This is a genomic window from Caballeronia sp. ATUFL_F1_KS39 (assembly GCF_023630985.1).
In the GTDB taxonomy this organism is placed as follows: Bacteria; Pseudomonadota; Gammaproteobacteria; order Burkholderiales; family Burkholderiaceae; genus Caballeronia; species Caballeronia zhejiangensis.
In genome coordinates, this window is sequence record NZ_JALQDZ010000046.1 from 1 (window position 1) to 991 (window position 991).

At 61.5% G+C, this 991-nt stretch carries 1 protein-coding gene; it reads right to left on the reverse strand.

The annotated features are described in order from the left end of the window. Positions 1–991, reverse strand: a 991-nt coding sequence (locus tag NCR93_RS24480; protein WP_250532297.1) for a type VI secretion system Vgr family protein, incomplete at both ends; no start/stop codon positions are given.

Sequence of the window (991 nt, forward strand, 5' to 3'; positions counted from 1 at the left end):
GACAGCACCATGCCATGCGGCGCATCGGGCAGCTTCTCGTCGAGCCGCACCACCAGCCCCGGACAGAATGCCGACACCGTGCTCTTGCCGTCAAAACGGATCTGTCCGGACAGCGCTTCTTCGTGCCGCAGTTGCGCTTCGAACTTGGCGGCGTCGGCGTCGAGATGGCGGCTACCCCACGTATAGGACTGTCCGTAGGTGGTTTTATCGTCGCGCGCGAGATTGACTTGCGCTTCGATCGGCTCCCATGAACGCAGGGGGTTGTAGTCGCGAACGCGGATCGACTGCGCGACGGTCACGCTCTGCTGCTGCAACGACAAGACCGCTTCGTGGCCCGTTTCCAGCCCTGAAGTCTCGCGATAGAGCACGTTCGCCCGCAGCGAATAGTCGTATCCATCGATGTCATCGGCGAAGATGACCTGATCGCCGAAATCGCCGGGGCGCGTGTAACAGAACAGCCCCGCCTGCCGCATCAACAGATGGATGAACGCCCAGTCTGATAGCTGGTGCTGCATGTGAAAGACGAGCTTCGGAAACTTGCGCCGCAGCTTGAACGCGAACTGATGCGTGAGGAAATCGTGATCGCGCAAGATCGTCTCGATGATCTCGGGCACGGTCTTGTTCTGATAGATGCGCGAGCGCTTGGTGATGCGCAAACGCGCAAGCGGCGATTCGACCACGACGCGATACGCGCAGAAGTCGCGCGTCTTGCGAGTTCGTGTGAAGCGCGTGATGTTGCCGTTCCACTCGCGCGGCGTGCCGTCGCCGGGTAACGGCTCGATGCTGAACGTCGCGTTGTGCCCGAGATAGTCGGCGCGCGCCAGTTCCACATTGGCGGTCAGTTCAAGCGTGATGTGATACGGACTGCCTAGCCGCTCGATCGCCTTGACGGAGATGATCGAGAGGCCATCGCTCGGCGGTGCGCCTCGCACCTTGAGATAGTAGTTCTGCCTGCCCGTGATCCAGCGCGCGAGGGCGGTGGATCGCTTTG